General features: G+C 38.0%; 19 protein-coding genes. 8 read left to right on the forward strand and 11 right to left on the reverse strand.

What is annotated here, in order from left to right; translation table 11 throughout:
* The first annotated feature begins 332 nt into the window (after window positions 1–332).
* Window positions 333–728: a hypothetical protein gene (locus tag GQO80_RS13980; protein WP_157208990.1), complete on the forward strand. Its 396-nt coding sequence runs from the start codon at window positions 333–335 to the stop codon at window positions 726–728.
* A 56-nt stretch (window positions 729–784) separates the two neighbouring features.
* On the opposite strand, the gene proB is transcribed toward GQO80_RS13980, so the two are convergent.
* From proB to nusB, 6 genes are all read right to left on the reverse strand, one after another.
* Window positions 785–1,555, reverse strand: coding sequence for a glutamate 5-kinase (gene proB / locus GQO80_RS13985; RefSeq protein WP_157208991.1), 771 nt, complete (start codon window positions 1,553–1,555; stop codon window positions 785–787).
* 1 nt (window position 1,556) lies between these two features.
* Entirely contained in the window at window positions 1,557–2,363 is an 807-nt protein-coding gene (gene proC, locus GQO80_RS13990; RefSeq protein WP_157208992.1) for a pyrroline-5-carboxylate reductase, read from the reverse strand.
* Between the two features lie 53 nt (window positions 2,364–2,416).
* On the reverse strand, window positions 2,417–2,608 hold the full coding sequence (locus GQO80_RS13995; RefSeq protein ID WP_157208993.1) for a hypothetical protein: 192 nt from the start codon (window positions 2,606–2,608) through the stop codon (window positions 2,417–2,419).
* Window positions 2,609–3,139: 531 nt separating this feature from the next.
* Window positions 3,140–3,427 (reverse strand): preprotein translocase subunit YajC, encoded by a 288-nt coding sequence (yajC, locus tag GQO80_RS14000; protein WP_157208994.1) that lies wholly within the window; start codon window positions 3,425–3,427, stop codon window positions 3,140–3,142.
* A 25-nt stretch (window positions 3,428–3,452) separates the two neighbouring features.
* On the reverse strand, window positions 3,453–3,932 hold the full coding sequence (locus tag GQO80_RS14005) for a DUF1573 domain-containing protein (protein ID WP_157208995.1): 480 nt from the start codon (window positions 3,930–3,932) through the stop codon (window positions 3,453–3,455).
* 83 nt (window positions 3,933–4,015) lie between these two features.
* Window positions 4,016–4,960: a transcription antitermination factor NusB gene (nusB, locus tag GQO80_RS14010; protein WP_232333196.1), complete on the reverse strand. Its 945-nt coding sequence runs from the start codon at window positions 4,958–4,960 to the stop codon at window positions 4,016–4,018.
* Window positions 4,961–5,173: 213 nt separating this feature from the next.
* On the opposite strand from nusB, the gene GQO80_RS14015 reads away from it, so the two are divergent.
* Both GQO80_RS14015 and GQO80_RS14020 read left to right on the forward strand, forming a co-directional pair.
* The gene (locus GQO80_RS14015; protein ID WP_157208996.1) at window positions 5,174–6,937 is read left to right on the forward strand and encodes an ABC transporter ATP-binding protein; all 1,764 of its coding nucleotides are present in this window, start codon (window positions 5,174–5,176) and stop codon (window positions 6,935–6,937) included.
* Window positions 6,938–7,092: 155 nt separating this feature from the next.
* Window positions 7,093–7,479: a PUR family DNA/RNA-binding protein gene (locus GQO80_RS14020; RefSeq protein WP_157208997.1), complete on the forward strand. Its 387-nt coding sequence runs from the start codon at window positions 7,093–7,095 to the stop codon at window positions 7,477–7,479.
* A gap of 42 nt (window positions 7,480–7,521) precedes the next feature.
* Here the strand turns inward: GQO80_RS14020 and GQO80_RS14025 are convergent, their stop codons facing one another.
* On the reverse strand, window positions 7,522–7,857 hold the full coding sequence (locus GQO80_RS14025; RefSeq protein WP_157208998.1) for a tRNA-binding protein: 336 nt from the start codon (window positions 7,855–7,857) through the stop codon (window positions 7,522–7,524).
* Between the two features lie 48 nt (window positions 7,858–7,905).
* On the opposite strand from GQO80_RS14025, the gene GQO80_RS14030 reads away from it, so the two are divergent.
* Window positions 7,906–8,463 carry a thioredoxin family protein gene (locus GQO80_RS14030; RefSeq protein WP_157208999.1) on the forward strand — a complete coding sequence of 186 codons (558 nt, stop codon included), beginning with the start codon at window positions 7,906–7,908 and terminating at the stop codon, window positions 8,461–8,463.
* Window positions 8,464–8,494: 31 nt separating this feature from the next.
* Here GQO80_RS14030 and GQO80_RS14035 read toward each other — a convergent pair whose 3' ends face one another.
* The 4 genes from GQO80_RS14035 to GQO80_RS14050 all read right to left on the reverse strand — a co-directional run bounded on the left by GQO80_RS14035 (window position 8,495) and on the right by GQO80_RS14050 (window position 12,938).
* Complete coding sequence (locus GQO80_RS14035) at window positions 8,495–8,977, reverse strand: GNAT family N-acetyltransferase (protein ID WP_157209000.1); 483 nt, start codon at window positions 8,975–8,977, stop codon at window positions 8,495–8,497.
* 52 nt (window positions 8,978–9,029) lie between these two features.
* Window positions 9,030–9,452: a hypothetical protein gene (locus GQO80_RS14040; protein WP_157209001.1), complete on the reverse strand. Its 423-nt coding sequence runs from the start codon at window positions 9,450–9,452 to the stop codon at window positions 9,030–9,032.
* 153 nt (window positions 9,453–9,605) lie between these two features.
* Window positions 9,606–10,538: a peptidylprolyl isomerase gene (locus GQO80_RS14045; protein WP_157209002.1), complete on the reverse strand. Its 933-nt coding sequence runs from the start codon at window positions 10,536–10,538 to the stop codon at window positions 9,606–9,608.
* Between the two features lie 195 nt (window positions 10,539–10,733).
* Complete coding sequence (locus GQO80_RS14050; protein WP_157209003.1) at window positions 10,734–12,938, reverse strand: RecQ family ATP-dependent DNA helicase; 2,205 nt, start codon at window positions 12,936–12,938, stop codon at window positions 10,734–10,736.
* 205 nt (window positions 12,939–13,143) lie between these two features.
* Here GQO80_RS14050 and GQO80_RS14055 point away from each other — a divergent pair, with 205 nt between their 5' ends.
* The 4 genes from GQO80_RS14055 (at window position 13,144) to lptB (ending at window position 16,293) form a co-directional block, all read left to right on the forward strand.
* On the forward strand, window positions 13,144–14,109 hold the full coding sequence (locus GQO80_RS14055) for a KpsF/GutQ family sugar-phosphate isomerase (protein WP_157209004.1): 966 nt from the start codon (window positions 13,144–13,146) through the stop codon (window positions 14,107–14,109).
* On the forward strand, window positions 14,109–14,933 hold the full coding sequence (gene tatC, locus GQO80_RS14060; protein ID WP_157209005.1) for a twin-arginine translocase subunit TatC: 825 nt from the start codon (window positions 14,109–14,111) through the stop codon (window positions 14,931–14,933). The genes GQO80_RS14055 and tatC overlap by 1 nt, the downstream gene beginning before the upstream one ends.
* Window positions 14,926–15,273, forward strand: a complete 348-nt coding sequence (locus GQO80_RS14065) for a carboxymuconolactone decarboxylase family protein (protein WP_157209006.1) — start codon at window positions 14,926–14,928, stop codon at window positions 15,271–15,273. The genes tatC and GQO80_RS14065 overlap by 8 nt, the downstream gene beginning before the upstream one ends.
* A gap of 279 nt (window positions 15,274–15,552) precedes the next feature.
* Window positions 15,553–16,293 (forward strand): LPS export ABC transporter ATP-binding protein, encoded by a 741-nt coding sequence (gene lptB / locus GQO80_RS14070; RefSeq protein ID WP_157209007.1) that lies wholly within the window; start codon window positions 15,553–15,555, stop codon window positions 16,291–16,293.
* The last annotated feature ends 54 nt before the right edge of the window (window positions 16,294–16,347 follow it).

A 16,347-nucleotide genomic window follows, 5' to 3' on the forward strand; every position in this document is an offset into this window, starting at 1 on the left:
GTACTGTCCAGATTCCAAGAAAATTATAGAAGGGTGGGATTTCTATGAAACGATATCACGATAAACCTGTGTATCTAGCCGAGACCTCTCTATCCCTTCTATTTTTACTTGCATTATTAATCAAAAATTTACTATTTTTAAATTCAATTAACGACCCTGCCGTAAACATACGAGCCGAAACCGTTAGCCACAATTTAAAAAATGAATCGTTACCTTTTAATACTAGGATTTTTTTTTTAATATCAAGTTGTAAATCGACTAAAAACAAAACCGAATCTGATTTCTACTCGGAGAATAATGAAATAAATTTATTTGCATTTATCGGAAAAAAAATGTCAGTAAAAATTTTTGAAAGAGACACTACTGCAACAGAAAAGTTTATTGGAATTGATGGAGATACTGTTGTTCAAAAAGTCATTTATTTTGACCAACGATTTAAAGCAAAATACCAAATTGAAAAATCATTATTCAATAATTTTAAAAAGGACACCATTTCATTTCTTGTTTACGACCATTACGGACGACCAAAATTTGAAAAATATGAATATGCAATAATGTATATTTCAAAATCGGAAAACGAAAATGAATTTTATCTTCAAAAATATATGTATGATCCAGTAAAAAAGAATGATGACGGAACTTGGAGCGGAATAAATGGTGAATCTATAAAAGAACTTTTTGAAAATAAGAAAAACGGATATTTAAAAGCTCGTGGTATTTTTGAATAGCAATTTAATAAAAAAACTGTGGCTAACAAAGAACTGAACTATAAAACACAAAAACCTCAAAGCGATACTTTCGTGCCAACAGGCTTTCCGTTTATAATATCAATGATCACATTATCGGTCTTTCCGTTTACAATGTAGGTGGGTATGTTGTTTGCCGCTGCTTTTTGGGCAAAATCCAGCTTGGAGCCCATGCCGCCACGACCTTCACCTTCGGTTTTATTGCTGTCTTTAATAAACTTATTTAGGTCGTCGTGCGGGTTAACGTTTTGTATCAAGTCGCTGTTTTCTGCATCGGGGTGCCCTGTGTAAAGTCCGTCAATATCGGTTAAAATTATTAATTTGTCGGCATTTATAAGTTGCGCAATAAGACTTGCCAGCTCATCGTTATCAGAAAACATAGACATGGTAACCGATACGGCATCATCTTCATTTGCAATAGGAATAACGCCTTCTGCCAATAAGCCTTCACAGCAATTGATCATATTTTGGCGGTGCACACCCGGGCTAAAATCGCGCTTGGTAGGGAGCACTTGGGCACACTTCATACCATAATCATGAAAAATATTATAGTATAAACGCATCATACGGGGTTGCCCAATAGCCGAATACACTTGGCGGCGTTGGGTGGTATCCTCTATTTTCGATTTCCCCAAAACCTCACGTCCGGCAATAACCGAACCCGACGAAACAAGCAAGCAAATGATGTCGCGCTCGTACAATTCGGCTATTTGCTTGACCAAATTACGCAACACAGGCCTTACAATTCTATTGTTTTTGTTGGTCATTACATTGGTGCCAACTTTTATTACTATTCTTTCTTTATACATTTTAATATGCTTTACCTAATTCTACCGCACGGTTAAAGGCAGCAAAAGCGGCTTCTTTAATAAGTTCGTTTACGTTATTATCCTGCATGGAGTCGAGGGCTGCACGCGTGGTACCGCCTTTTGAAGCTACCTTTTCCATCCAGGAGTTTGGTGATAAATTGGATTGGTTAAAAAGCGCGACCGCACCCGTAAAGGTTTGGCTTACCAAAACCGTAGAGTCGTTTTTTGAAAAGCCCATTTGCAAGGCAGCTTCCATCATGCTTTGCATAAAATAAAACACGTAGGCAGGGCCACTTCCAGAAATTCCGGTAGAGGCATCGATAAAGTTTTCACTGCTTACCCGTATCGATTTACCCGTGGTATCGAGCAAACTTTCAACGGTTAACATTTCAATTCTGGAAATTTCGGGCGAAATCACATACGATGTTAAACCCTCGCCTATTTGTGCCGGCAAGTTTGGCATGGCCCTTACAATTTTTGTTAAACCTGTAAGTTCTTTTATGGAGTTAATGGTAACGCCCGCCATAATTGAAACCACAATTTGCTGGGGCTGCACGTAGGGTTTCATGGCCTTGAACACGCTTTCGGCATGATAGGGCTTTACGGCAATGAAAATAATATCTGCATCTGGAACACAGTCTTTCAGTTCGTTAAACGCATCAAAATGGGCTATTTGATGGAGTGCTTCCAGTTTTTCTTCCGACTTGTCCAAAACCATGATGTTTTTCTTTTTCAACAATTTTGACTTCGACATACCTTCGGCATAGGTAAGCCCCATGTTGCCCGCTCCAATTACTAATACTTTCATTTGTTATATTTATTGATTTTTTTATGGTGAAATGTAATGCGCAAATTCATTTTTTAAACAAACAACACACAGTCTTTGCAGTCTTTTGTTTCGCCATAATAGGTTTCTCTGTATTTGTGCAGCGTTTTAATGGGCAGTCCAAAAAAGTACTTTTTAATATAGATAACCTTGGTGGTTAGCTCGCCCATTTTTACACTGTGGCGTTTTTCGTAAGTTGTTTTTCGTTTGATATATATTGGTTTCATGTAAGGTGTTTTGTTGAAGGTTCGCATATAAATAACCCATAGCTTTGGTTTTTGTAAACGAACCAAAAGCTAGATGGTTATGGTTTGGAACTGGCTTAACCATTATTCTGTTAATGATTAAACCATATTATTAAAATTTTGCCGGTAAATACTTGTTTCGTTAACGTATTAATTGGCTAAAAACGGTTTAGGAGGTGAAACTGGGAGGGATGAATTTAGCCGATTGGGTTCTAAAAACTAAGAAGTTAAAATTGAAGATTCTACTGTTTTGTGATTCATGGATTCCTTTTCGCATGGTGCAAATTTACGAAAAATGGCCGCCACTGGCAAATTACAGACGTTAATAGTGCAATAAACAACGCACCACCCCAGAATTTAAAAAACCCAATGCCCAAATTTCAGTAAGAAAAACAAAACAGGAAAGTTAGGTTGAAAAATAAAAGTGAATGTTACAACATGTTGTAATATGAACGGTTTCAAACAAAAAAAGCTTCCCATTAGGAAGCCTTTGTACTTGTAAAAAACGCCTTGCTATGATGCTGCGTTGGCTTTTGCGCTCAGTTCCATTGAAATGGCAGAACGCTCAAACTTTACTTTCCCAGACATGGTTTCAATTATGCATGTTTGGTCTTTATCATTAAGTTCTAAAATTTTACCGTGCAAACCGCTTTTTGTAATTATTTTATCGCCTTTTTGTAATTCGGCGTTAAACTTCTTCTCTTTTTTTGCACGTTTCATTTGTGGCGCAATCATGAAGAAATACACGACCACGAACATTAGAATAAACGGTAATAAACTACCGAAACCTCCTTCTCCCATTGTTTTTTAGTTATTTGTTAGTTATTTAATGAACTGCTGCAGCAGCTGGATTTTCATTTGGGTCCGGTTTTACGAACGCTGTAATTTTAACCACTTCCGAACCTTTTTCGGTATTTGCGGAAACGGTAATGGTTTTGGTAATTTTGTTTGAGCCACTGCCGTTAAACTTAATTGAAAACGACCCCGTTTCACCTGGTGCCAACGGGTCTTTGCTCCAACCTTCTGGAACGGTACAGCCGCACGAGGTTTTTATATCGGTTATTACCAAAGGGGCGTTGCCCGTATTTTTATAGCTAAAGGTTGTCTCAACGGGTTGGTTTCGTTCTATTGCTCCAAAATCGTGCTCGGTTTCGTTAAATTCAATTACAGGAAACTTTAAGGCGTTGGCATCTCTTTCAGCGGCGGCCGTTACATTCGCTTCATGCACTTTATTGCTCGCGTTGTCTTTACAAGAGGTGAAAGCCATAACGTTGAGCAAACAAAATCCAAATATCAGTTTTTTCATTTAAAAAATCTTTTAATATTGAAGTGGTAAAAATAGGAATTATTTAATCGATTGAAAAGTTTTAATAGCTTCTTAACACAAATTTACAGCAAACCGCGCCCTATCTTTTTCAAAGTGCCGGCATCCTCATATTCCTTGACCAATTTATCTAAAATACCATTGATAAAAATACTGCTTTTTGGGGTTGAATATTCCTTGGCAATTTCAAGGTATTCGTTTAAAGTAACCTTAACGGGAATGGACGGAAAGTTTTTCAGTTCGCAAATGGCCATTTGGAGCAACACATGGTCCACAAGCGCAATTCGATCGGTATCCCAGTTTTGTGTTTTTTGCTCAATTTCCTTATTGATGGCGGTTCTGTTTAACAAGGTTTTTTTGAACAGGTCGATGGCATATTGCTTATCATCGGCATCTTTGTACAGTTTTGGGGTAAAATAATCGTCGGTAACGGATGCTTTTGCCTTTCGCAATAACTTTAAAATGGTGGTGTTTACGGTTGGTAAATCATCGAGCCAGGTTAGGTTCTTATCTTCCAAATAGTCATAAAGTTTATCGTTTGGCGCAATAATTTCCTTAAAAACATCTACTATAAAATCTTTATCTTCCTTAAAATCGGACACCCTTGTTTTCATGTAATCCTTGTAAATCTCGCTGGCAGTAATGGCTTTAAAGATAATGTCCACATATTCGCTATCCAGTTGCCAATTTGTAATGCCATGAATTTCCAATTGGTTTTTTAACTGAAAGTTGCCCTGTAAAAGTGCCAGTAATTCGTTGTTTATAAACTTGCGGTTAGGATCTTTGTCTTCCTTGGTTGCCAAATGTTTCTTTTGCTTCTTTTTTATATCGGCCTCGGCCCGCTTGTGAACTTCCAAAAGCAATGAAAGCAGCAAAAGGTACAAATTGTACATGTTATCAATACTGAAAAGCAAGAATTTTTGGTCTTTACTAAAATCGTCACTTTCACCGCCCTTAAAGGCATACAAGGTTTGCATTACTTTTACGCGAATATGTCTTCTGTTTAGCATAATTACAATGAACTTTAATTAATAAAGACGAACATTTTAGAGTTTCGAGCTGCAAAAATAATATTATTTTAAAAAGTGGCTCCATCTTTTTTGGTTTATTATTTATTAAATACTTTATGGTATTTTTAACAATAACAAAACACAATGCTGGCTATTTATACCATTAAAACTTTATATTTGCAACTTACTTTTCTTGATTGATTACAGCCTTAAATGAAAGAATTACAGCACTTAAACAAATACTTTTTTAAATATAAAAAGCAACTTTTATTGGGCATTTTAATTACCGTTATAGCCCGTATTTTTTTATTGTTTACCCCACGTTACGTTCGGGAAATTTTTGTTGTTATTGAAAAACATTTAGAAGGCACCTTTAATGAACAGGCCGTAAAAGCAGAATTAACCGAGGTAATCCTGTACATTGTGGGAGCCTCGATAATTGCGGCCATCCTTACGTTTTTTATGCGTCAATACATCATTAACGTTTCGCGCTATATTGAATACGATTTAAAAAACGAAATTTACGACCAATACCAAAAGCTTTCCCTGAATTTCTACAAAAAAAACAGGACCGGCGATTTAATGAACCGCATTAGCGAAGATGTTGGTAATGTACGCATGTATGCGGGACCCGCCATCATGTACAGCATCAACACGGTAACCCTGTTTGTTATTGCCTTAATTTACATGTTCAACGAAGCGCCAAAACTGGCCCTATACACCGTTTTGCCGTTACCACTATTATCCATTGTAATCTATAAGCTAAGTAAGGAAATCCATAACCGAAGCACCATTGTTCAACAGTTCTTATCGAAACTTTCGGCGTTTACCCAAGAATCGTTTAGTGGCATTTCGGTAATAAAGGCCTATGGCATCGAGCCACAGACTTCGGTAAACTTCAAATCGCTTTCAGCGGAAAGCAAGGAAAAGCAAATTAGCTTAGCCAAAGTACAAGCGTGGTTTTTTCCCATGATGATTTTGCTTATTGGCGCCAGCAATTTACTGGTTATTTATATTGGCGGTATGCAATACATTAACGGCGAAATTGAAAGTTTGGGCACTATTGCCGAATTTATCATTTACGTTAACATGCTTACATGGCCCGTAGCTACGGTAGGCTGGGTAACATCCATAGTACAACAGGCCGAAGCATCGCAAAAACGCATCAACGAATTTTTAAAACTGGAACCAGAAATAAAAAATACGGTGGAAGTTCCTACTGAAATTAGGGGCGGCATTAAATTTAACAAGGTATCCTTCACCTACGATGATACCAATATTCAAGCGTTAAACAACGTAAGTTTTCATATAAAGGAAGGTGAAACCCTGGCCATATTGGGCAAGACAGGTTCTGGAAAATCGACGATTTTAGATTTAATAGGCCGACTGTACGATATTGATAATGGCACTATTTTAATTAACGACATCCCCATTAAAAACCATAATCTAACCTGTTTAAGAAATAGTATAGGCTACGTGCCTCAAGATGCCTTTTTGTTTTCGGATAGTATAAAAAACAACATTAAATTTGGAAAACCCGATGCTACCGATGATGAAGTTATTGATGCGGCCAAAAACGCCCAAGTTCATAAAAACATCATTAATTTCAACAAAGGGTACGATACCATTTTAGGCGAACGTGGCATTACTCTTTCTGGTGGGCAGAAGCAACGGGTTTCTATAGCGCGCGCCATAATTAAGGCTCCCGAAATTTTATTGTTTGATGATTGCCTATCGGCCGTTGATACCGAAACCGAGGAAAAAATACTAAAAAACTTAATAAAAATCACCCAAGGCAAAACGGCCATCATTGTTGGCCACCGGGTTTCTTCGGCTAAAAATGCCCACAAAATTATTGTGCTCGATAATGGTGCCATTGTTCAGGAAGGCACCCACGAATCGCTTATAAACGTAGAGGGCTATTACCAACACTTGTACCTTAAACAATTAAGTGAAACCGCTTCCAATAAAGATTAAACACGCTGATTTTTAACACAATAGCCTTTATTCCACATTATATTTAATGCAATAAACATCGTTATTTAAAAAAGAAATGGCATTATTTGTTGGTTAGTATCTGTTTTTTTTAGATTTTTGGTATAAATTGATAACCTATTAAATTCCTATAAAATATGAACAATAATGACATGATGGAGAAAGAGGAGATTTTTTCTAAAGTATTAAGGGCAGGAAGACGCACATATTTTTTTGATGTAAGATCTACAAAAGCAGATGATTATTACTTAACCATTACCGAAAGTAAAAAATTCACTAATGACGATGGTTCATTTCACTACAAAAAACACAAAATTTATATTTATAAAGAAGATTTTCAAGAGTTTAATGACATTTTAAATGAAATGACGGCTTATATCATTGATGAAAAAGGCGATGAAGTAATTAGTGAACGCCACCAAAAAGATTTCAAAAAGGAATACGAAGGCGAAACTTTAACTGAAAATGGCGAACTGAACACGTCAACGGAAAGTTTTACCGATATAGAATTTGACGATATTTAATATTTAAAACTTACCAAGCCGCTACTTTTGTAGCGGTTTTTTTTAGCTTATTACGCTTCCGTTTTTCACTTTAATTTCTGGTTTTAAAAGAATAACGTCCTTACCATTTACCGCACCTAAAACCAAACAATCGCTCATAAATTTGGCAATTTGTTTTTTAGGAAGGTTTATAGCGGCAACAATCTGCTTTCCTAATAAATCATCTATTTTATACAGCGTAGTTATTTGTGCCGACGATTTTTTTATTCCCAAATCGCCAAAATCAATGGTAAGTTGGTAGGATGGATTGTTTGCTTCCGGAAAATCTTTCACTTCTAAAATAGTTCCAATACGCAAATCCATTTTTGAAAAATCTTCAAATGCGATAGTTGTTTTCATTTTTTAAAAATACAAATTATACCGAACTTTGTAAAAAAACTTATAGCCATGGCAAATACACCCTCAAACATGCTACCTTTAGGTACAAAAGCACCTTATTTTAAATTACCCGACACCATTAGCGATTCGCTTGTAGATTTAGAAACCATCAGGGGCAAAAAAGGAACCGTTATTCTATTTATTTGCAACCACTGTCCGTTTGTAATTCATATAAACAAAGAACTTGTTGCCATCGCTAGCCACTACTCAAAAAAAGGTATTGGTTTTGCCGCTATTTCAAGTAATGACGCCATTAAATACCCTCAAGACGGCCCCGATAAGATGAAGCTGCATGCCACCACTGAAAACTACCCATTTCCTTATCTATACGATGAAAGTCAAGCCACAGCAAAGGCTTATGATGCGGCCTGCACCCCCGATATTTTTGTGTTCGACACCCATTTAAAATTGGTTTACAGGGGACAATTGGACGATTCGAGACCAGGAAATGCTTTACCGGTTTCTGGTCGCGATTTAAGACATGCATTGGATTGTTTGATTGAAAACAAAGTTAATACAGCAGTACAAAAGCCTAGTATTGGCTGCAATATTAAGTGGAAAGGTTAATATGGCTTTTTAGTTTTCTTAGATCGTTTGATTAAAAGGTTAACTGCCAAAAACCCACATCGAGCCATCGGTTAAATTTTAACCCAACTTCTTTAAAATGGGCCACTTGCTTAAATCCGAATTTTTCATGGAGCTTTACACTAGCTTCATTTGGCAAGGTAAGGCCCCCAACAACCACATGGCACTCTTGCGCTTTCAAATAGTTTAAAAGTTGGGCGTAAAGTTTATAACCAATTTGTTGGCCTTGCGCTTCATGGTGAACATACACGGTACTTTCAACGGTATGCCTGTAAGCGGGTTTTTCGCGCCATTTATTGGCGTAAGCATATCCTAAAATTTTAGCACCTTCCTCAAAAACAAAAAAGGGGTAATTTGAAACAATGCCGGCTATTTTGTGCCTAAATTCTTCTTCAGAAAACGGCACATCATCAAAAGTAACCACCGTGTTCAACACATAATGGTTATAAATGGCAGCCAACTGTTTCGCATCGTTTGGGGTTACAGCTCTAATCATACATTATAAATATTTTGGGAACCGTTTTTTTTTTGATAAATATAAAGAATTGTCAGGCAATTTCAACCAAACCGGTTTTTATGTAGTTTACGGCCATTTCTATGTTCCTGAATCGCTTTATTTTAGTACTGAAAAAAAGATTTTCAATTAGAGAATTTACAATGCCAATGGCATTTTGCGAAACGATAAAGTAACTTTTTAAGCTATAACTGTTGTTGAAAAATTTGAACCAATCGGTCACAAAAACCGAGTAAGGATGGATTCTATTGGAAATATATATGAGGTCGCCCCCGTTGGTGCCCAGAAAACAGGCGATATCTTCGGTAATAATTTTCCCGTGGTCTTCCCAATTAAAAATAACGCCCCTATTAATTTCAGAAACCACAAACCCTTGAAAAATAAATATGTTTCCAAATGGGTAAATAAGTTCTTTTATAACCTCGTTATAAAAACAGGTTTCTTTTATGCTTTTCACGGCACAAAAGTAGCCCTAGCAATTTTTAGGTTAAAAAATAATCGATTAACCTAAAAAAAATTAGTTTTAAAGAGAAGTACTGGCCTTTTTTAGCCAAACAAAAAAGCATCCTAAAACTAAGATGCTTTTTGAAAAGTTTATTTTTTACGACAGTTATTTAACGTTCATTAACTCTACATCAAAAATCAGGGTCGCATCGGGTGGAATAACCCCACCAGCTCCTCGGCTGCCGTAGCCCAAATGACTAGGGATTACAAAGCGTGCCTTATCGCCTACCCTTAAAAGTTGAATACCTTCATCCCAACCAGAAATAACCTGTCCTACGCCAAGTGGAAACTCAATGGGCGCATTACGTTTGTACGATGAATCGAAAACAGTACCATCGGCCAGTTGCCCTTTATAGTGTACCGATACATTTTTGCCTTTTTCGGCTTTTGCCCCAGTACCCTTTTGAATGATTTGATAGCGCAACCCACTTTCAGTTTTGTTAAAACCGGCTGCTAAGGTATCCAATAAGGCCTCGGCCGCTTTTTTGGCTTCAGCCATTCTTTTTTCCCTAGAACCCTCAAAAGTTCTAAAAGCTTCAACAGCATTGTAAGCTTCCGCATCGGCGCCAACCCTTAAAATTTCCAGGCTATCAATTATATCGCCTTGCTTAATCGCATCCACAACATCCTGCCCTTCCACTACTTTACCAAAAACCGTGTGTTTGTTATCCAACCACGCTGTTTCTATGTGCGTTATAAAAAATTGGCTACCATTGGTGCCCGGGCCCGCATTTGCCATAGATAGAACCCCAGGCCCATCGTGTTTTAAATCGGGATGGAACTCATCGTCAAATTTATATCCCGGATCGCCGGTGCCAGTACCCTGTGGGCAACCTCCTTGAATCATAAAATCTGGAATTACCCTATGGAATTTTAAGCCATCATAATACGGGGTGCCTTGAGGTTTCACTTTGTTTTCTAGGTTCCCTTCGGCCAGAGCCACAAAGTTACCTACCGTTCCTGGTGTTTTTTTGTATTCTAAAGCAACTAGAATGTTTCCTTTTGTTGTGTTGAATTTTGCGTATAATCCGTCTTGCATGCTGTTCTTTTTTTATGAAGGGACAAAGATAAGGATGATTTTTGAGTTACGATTTACGAATTACGGATTTTTAGAAACTACAAACAGAGTTTTACAGAAGATTGTTCAACCTGAAGATAAATATCGCGCAAAGACGGAAAGCTGAAAAACCAGAAAACTTTTTCACTTTTAACCGTTCACTTTTAACCTTAAAAATCAATTAGCTACTTCACTAATAAATTTGATTCGGTACAAACGAAGTTCTTCATCTTCATAACTGCCATCAAATTCCTTAATGGCGGCATCGATGCTATCGGTTTTGGATTCCATAAAATAATCGTGGATTTCCTCTTGCTGGTCTTCATCTAAAATTTCGTCAATCCAATAATTAATGTTCAATTTGGTGCCCGAATAAACGATGGCTTCCATTTCCTTAATAAACTCTTCCATGGTCATGCCTTTGGAAGAAGCAATGTCGTCCAATGGCAATTTTCTATCAATATTTTGGATGATGTATAGTTTATTGGACGAATTACTGCCCGTTGATTTTACGACCAAATCGTCTGGACGGATGATGTCGTGCTCTTCCACATAGGCGGCAATAAGCTCAATAAAATCTTTACCGTACTTTTTGGCTTTGCCATCGCCCACACCATGTACGTTGGCAAGCTCGATCATGGTTATGGGATATTTTAACGCCATATCCTCTAGTGAAGGGTCTTGAAAAATTACGAACGGTGGCACTCCTAATTTTTTGGCATTCTTTTTACGCAAGTCCTTTAGCAAGTCCATTAACAAGGGATCGGCTATGGCGCCTTCTGTTTTTGCAGCGGCAATGATGCTGCCGTCTTCCTGCTCGCCATCAAAAATGTGGTCTTCGGTCATCATAAACGAGGTTGGATTTTTAATAAAATCCTTACCAGATGGCGCTAATTTAATAACCCCGTAAGTTTCAATGTCTTTTTTTAGCAAACCGGCAACCAGTACTTGCCGCAATAAAGCCATCCAATACTTTTTGTCTTTGCTGCTGCCTTTGCCAAAAAATGGCTGTTCATTGGTTTTGTGCGAATTTATCAGGGCGTTTTCCTTGCCAGTAATAACATGAACCAAATCTTTTGATTTGTATTTTTCGTTGGTATCATCGATGGTTTCCAACAATAATTTAACATCATCTTGGGCTTCATGTTTCTTTTTGGGGAACCGCACGTTGTCGTCCATGGTACCGCCTTCGCCTGTGGCGTTATCAAATTCTTCACCAAAATAGTGCAAAATAAATTTCCTGCGCGAAATGGATGTTTCGGCAAATGCAACGACTTCCTGCAATAAGGCATGACCTATTTCTTGTTCGGCAACAGGTTTACCCGACATGAATTTTTCCAGTTTTTCAATGTCTTTATAGGCATAAAACGCCAAACAATGGCCTTCGCCGCCATCGCGTCCTGCCCTACCGGTTTCTTGGTAGTAACTTTCAATACTTTTTGGGATGTCGTAGTGGATTACAAAACGCACATCGGGTTTATCGATTCCCATGCCAAAGGCAATGGTTGCTACCACCACATCCACATCTTCCATTAGGAATTGGTCTTGGTAGCTGGAACGCGATTTGGCATCCAACCCCGCATGGTAAGGCACCGCTTTAATTCCGTTAACTTGCAATACCTGGGCGAGTTCTTCAACACGCTTTCTGCTTAAACAGTAAACAATGCCCGATTTTCCTTGGTTTTGCTTTATAAATCGAATGATGTCGGCATCAACATTTTTGGTTTTTGGCCGTACTTCATAATATAAATTGGGTCTGTTAAACGAGGCCTTAAAGGTTTTTGCGCCACTTATGCCCAGGTTTTTAATGATGTCTTCCTGAACTTTTGGAGTGGCCGTAGCTGTTAATGCTATAATGGGGATTTTATCGCCAATTCGACCAATAATCTGCTTTAGGTTTCTATATTCGGGCCTGAAATCATGCCCCCATTCACTAATGCAATGGGCCTCATCAATGGCCATAAACGACACTTTTACAGAGCGTAAAAACTCGACATTTTCTTCTTTGGTAAGCGATTCGGGCGCTACATACAACAGTTTGGTAATGCCGTTTACAATATCTTCCTTAACCCGTTTAATTTCGGTTTTGTTCAATGAGGAATTCAAAACATGGGCAATCCCTTCTTCATTTGAGACCCCACGTATGGCGTCCACCTGGTTTTTCATTAAAGCAATTAAAGGCGATACCACTATTGCCGTACCCTCTTGCATGAGTGCCGGTAATTGATAACAAAGCGATTTGCCCCCGCCAGTTGGCATAATAACGAAGGTGTTATTTCCAGAAACTATGTTTTCTATAACGCTTTCTTGCAACCCTTTAAACTTACCAAAACCAAAGTATTTTTTTAGCGCGGTTAGCAAGTCATTTTTAGCTATTAACATGAATAGTATTAAAATTTATTTAAAAATTAAAAAATATAAACCAATGAAACCAAAGAGCCTTTATTTTTAAAGTATTAAGAGAGTGCTCTTATGATTTTTTCGTTAGTTTTGTAACGAAAATCGAAATTACAATAAAAACCTGTTTATCGACAACATTAAAGATAACAAAATCTTTAAAAGCATCACCCAAAAAAATCAATAAATTTTGAATAACAACAGTTCAATTATCAATATCGCAAAACAAACTATTGAATTAGAAAGTAAAGCTATATTAAACTTGTCAAATTTGATAAATGATGATTTTGCCGATGCCGTAAACCTAATTTACAATTCAAAAGGGCGCGTAATCATTACAGGTATTGGCAAAAGTGCCATTATCGCCAGCAAAATAGTAGCCACCTTAAACTCTACCGGAACCCCAGCGGTTTTTATGCATGCCGCCGATGCCATACACGGTGATTTAGGGCTCATTCTTGATGATGACGTAGTAATTTGCATTTCAAAAAGCGGAAATACGCCCGAAATTAAGGTACTCATACCACTTATAAAACGAACCAAAAACAAAATAGTTGCCATAACGGGCAACACCAACTCGTTTTTGGGGCAACATGCCGATCATATCTTAAATGCTTTTGTTGAAAAGGAAGCGTGCCCCAATAATTTAGCACCAACCACAAGCACTACCGCACAACTGGTTCTTGGCGATGCATTGGCCATTTGCTTACTGGAACTGCGCGGTTTTTCAAGCAACGACTTTGCCAAATACCACCCTGGGGGCGCTTTGGGAAAAAAACTGTACTTGCGCGTTCAGGATATTTCATCGGTAAACGAAAAACCTAAAGTTAGCGCCTCAACAAACATCAAGGAGGTAATCATCGAAATATCCAAGAACATGTTAGGCGTTACCGCCGTTGTGGATAACAACAAAATAATTGGCATTATTACCGATGGCGACTTACGGCGCATGCTTACCAAAGTAGATGATTTTTCAAAATTAACTGCCCAGGATATTATGGGCACCAACCCCAAACGCATTGCAGCCGAAGCCATGGCCATTGATGCCCTGGAAATGATGGAAGCCCATGAAATATCGCAACTTTTGGTTGAAGAAAACGGCCTGTACGCCGGTGTGGTGCATTTACACGATTTAATTAAAGAAGGCATAATCTAATGGCGAAAAAAAACATAAACGAGATGTCGTTTTTAGACCATCTTGAAGATTTGCGCTGGCACCTTATAAAAATAACCCTGGCAGTAGTTATTGTTGCTACCTTGGCATTTATTTTTAGCCGGTTTATTTTTGAGGACATTATTTTTGCGCCCCTAGACATGACGTTTCCAACCTACGAACTGTTATGCAAAACAGCAACTTATATGCAGGTGGAAACATCTTTCTGCAATGATGAAATGCCCCTTATTTTGCAGAACAGAACCATGGCAGGACAATTTTCAGCAGATATTTGGACCGCCATTTTAGGTGGTTTCATCATGGCGTTTCCTTATATTATTTACCAATTATGGAAATTCATAAGCCCTGGCTTGCACGAAAACGAACGCAAACACTCCCGTGGCTTTATAATCATTTCATCCTTACTGTTCTTTACGGGAGCATTGTTCGGCTATTACATTATTACGCCCTTATCCATTAACTTTTTGGCAAATTATAGCATTTCCGCGCGGGTTGACAATCAAATTGACATCAGCTCCTACATTGGTTTGGTACGCTCGTCCGTACTGGCTTCGGGCATCATTTTCGAGCTTCCCATCATCATCTATTTTCTAACCAAAATAGGCTTGGTTACGCCCGAATTCTTAAAAAAATACCGAAAATATGCCTTAATTTTGGTGTTGGTCTTATCGGCAATCATTACGCCCCCCGATATAGCCAGTCAAATTATTGTTGCCATACCCATTTTAATCCTGTATGAAGCGAGCATCATCATTTCAAAAATTGTTATAAGAAACCAAAACAGAAAATTAAAAAAGCATGCCTAACCTAGTTACCGAGTTTAACGACTACCGTTCTAAAATGAATGCCGAAATTTTGGCCGACAACAATAAAGTAATCAAGCGTATTTTTAATTTAGATACCAACGCTTACGCGGAAGGTGCCTTGGATGTAAAAACCAAGGAACTTTTAGGTTTGGTGGCTTCGGCAGTATTACGATGCGATGATTGCGTGAAGTACCATTTAGAAACCAGCCATAAATTGGGTTTGAAAAAAGCCGAAGTGGTTGAAGCATTAAGTATTGCAACCTTGGTTGGGGGCACTATTGTTATACCGCACTTACGTCGGGCCTACGAGTTTTGGGATGCTCTGGAACAACAAGGCTAACTAGGGATATTAAATTCACGTGCGCCATCATTATCATATCATTTTACTATTTTTGGCGTTCAGTAATTAAATTGTTTGGGATGGAATGTGTTGTTCAGTTATTAAATTGTTTGGGATGGAATGTGTTGTTCAGTTATTTAGTTACTCGTTATTAATTGGTCAAGCCTAAATAACCAATAACTTAATGACTTAATAACTAAAAACTTAATAACCCAATAACCATTCAACAAAAAAGCAACAAAACAAGAAGGTTTTATCCTTTAACTTGATACAAAAAATATGATTTTAAGAGCCGAAAATTTAATGAAGTCGTATAGTGGGCGACAAGTGGTAAAAAACGTTTCCCTTGAAGTAAACCAAGGTGAAATTGTAGGTCTTTTAGGCCCTAATGGCGCTGGAAAAACAACGTCGTTCTACATGATTGTTGGCTTGATAAAACCCAATGGCGGCCATATTTTTTTAGATAAAACCGAAATAACCCAGTACCCCATGTACAAACGGGCACAAAATGGCATTGGTTATTTGGCACAAGAAGCCTCCGTTTTTAGGAAACTAAGTATTGAAGACAATATATTAAGCGTGCTGCAACTTACCAAACTCAGCAAAAAAGAGCAGGAATTCAGAATGGAATCGCTCATTGAAGAGTTTGGTCTAGGCCATATTCGCAAAAGCCGTGGCGATTTATTATCGGGTGGCGAGCGCCGTCGTACAGAAATTGCGCGTGCTTTGGCAACCGACCCCAGTTTTATATTACTGGACGAACCTTTTGCGGGCGTGGATCCTGTTGCGGTTGAAGATATTCAGCGCATTGTAGCGCAACTTACCAAAAAGAACATTGGCATTTTAATAACCGACCACAACGTGCAAGAAACACTTGCCATTACCGACCGTACCTATTTAATGTTTGAAGGCAGCATCCTAAAAGCTGGAGAACCCGAGGAATTGGCAAACGACGCCATGGTGCGCAAAGTGTATCTGGGCCAGAATTTTGAGTTGCGCAAAAAGAAGATACGGGAGTAGTTTGCAGTTGCAGTTGCCGTTTTTTCAGAAGGGAAAACCAATACAAAAAACTTC

Origin of the sequence: Mariniflexile maritimum (assembly GCF_009746565.1) — a bacterium.
Lineage (GTDB): Bacteria > Bacteroidota > Bacteroidia > Flavobacteriales > Flavobacteriaceae > Mariniflexile > Mariniflexile maritimum.